The 1,657-nt window shown below is 70.0% G+C and carries 2 protein-coding genes; both read right to left on the bottom strand.

All coding sequences use genetic code 11. From position 1 onward, the window contains the following. On the bottom strand, nucleotides 1–646 hold a 646-nt coding region (locus ABZ716_RS24660), incomplete at its 3' end, for an adenosylhomocysteinase (RefSeq protein ID WP_358961761.1). Between the two features lie 35 nt (nucleotides 647–681). After that, the coding region (locus ABZ716_RS24655) for a vitamin B12 dependent-methionine synthase activation domain-containing protein (RefSeq protein ID WP_358961759.1) at nucleotides 682–1,657 on the bottom strand (976 nt) is incomplete at its 5' end.

Genomic DNA, 1,657 nt, shown 5'->3' with positions numbered 1-1,657 from the left:
TCACGTTGATCGCCGGGAAGAGCAGGGTCCCCTCGGCCATCATCTCGTAGAGGCGGTGGACACCGGTGGTGGTCTCCTCCGTCACGCCGCGGATCCCGGCGGCCATGGCCGACCAGTCGATGTCCGTCTTCGCCAGCAGGCCCAGCACGATGGCCATTTCCTCGTTCTCGGCGGTCGAGACGTCCGGGACGGCCCCCGCCTTCTGGTACTCCACCCCCTTGTGGACGAGGAGGGTGGCGTCACCGCCGTCGTCAAGGATCATGTTCGGACCGGCGTGCCCGGGCCAGGTCAGCGCCTGCTCCGTACACCACCAGTACTCCTCCAGCGTCTCGCCCTTCCAGGCGAAGACCGGGATACCGGCGGCGGCGACGGCCGCGGCCGCGTGGTCCTGCGTGGAGTAGATGTTGCACGACACCCAGCGCACCTGGGCGCCCAGCGCCACCAGCGTCTCGATGAGGACCGCCGTCTGCACGGTCATGTGCAGGGAGCCGGTGATACGGGCGCCGGCCAGCGGCTGCGCCTCGGCGTACTCCCGGCGGATCGACATCAGGCCCGGCATCTCGTGCTCGGCCAGGGTGATCTCCTTACGGCCGAAAGCGGCGAGGGAGATGTCGGCGACCTTGTAGTCGGTGAATGCGGCAGACATGCGGTGTGCTCCTTGAAGAGGTGCGGGGGCGGGGGTCATCGACGGCCTCCCGCGTTGAAGTAGCCGGCCTCGGGATGGTGGACGACCAGTGCGTCGGTGGACTGCTCCGGGTGGAGCTGGAACTCCTCCGAGAGCTGGACGCCGATCCGCTCCGGCCTGAGGAGTCCGGCGATCTTGGCCCGGTCGGAGAGGTCCGGGCAGGCCGGGTAGCCGAGGGAGTACCGGCAGCCCTGGTACTCGGTACGGAACATGCCGTCCATGGCCGCCGGGTCCGATCCGGCGATGCCGAGTTCGGCGCGGACGCGGGCGTGCCAGTACTCGGCGAGGGCCTCGGCCAGCTGGACGGACAGGCCGTGCAGCTCCAGGTACTCCCGGTAGGAGTCGGACTCGAACAGCTTGGCGGTGGCCTCGCCGATCTTCGAGCCGACGGTGACCACCTGGAGGCCGATCACGTCGGTCTCGCCCGACTCCTCGGGGCGGAAGAAGTCCGCCAGGCACAGCCGCCGGCCACGGCTCTGGCGCGGGAAGCTGAACCGGGTCAGCTCACCACCGCTCTCGTCCAGGAGGATCAGGTCCTCGTCCTTGGAGACGCAGCGGAAGTAGCCGTAGACCACGGCCGCTTCGAGCAGCCGCTCGGTGTGCATCCGGTCGAGCCAGCCGCGCAGGCGGGGCTGCCCCTCCGTGGCGATCGAGCCCGCGTCCTTGAGGCCCCACTGGCCCTTGAACAGGGCGCCCTCGTCCAGCCAGGAGGCGTAGTCCTTGAGCGGGATGCCCTTGACCACCCGCGTCCCCCAGAAGGGCGGCGTGGGCACTGGGTTGTCCACGGCCACATCGGAACGGCCGGTCACCTCCGGTTCGCGGACGTCGAGCACATCGGCGCGGCGGGCCACGCGGCGCTGTTTGAGGGGCGGGAGTTCGGCGCCGGGGACTCCGCGCTTGACGGCGATCAGGGCGTCCATCAGCCGCAGCCCCTCGAAGGCGTCACGCGCGTAGCGGACCTCGCCCTCGTAG

It is taken from the genome of Streptomyces sp. NPDC006687, assembly GCF_040636215.1.
In the GTDB taxonomy this organism is placed as follows: Bacteria; Actinomycetota; Actinomycetes; order Streptomycetales; family Streptomycetaceae; genus Streptomyces.
This window is presented reverse-complemented; position numbering and strand designations above follow the sequence as displayed.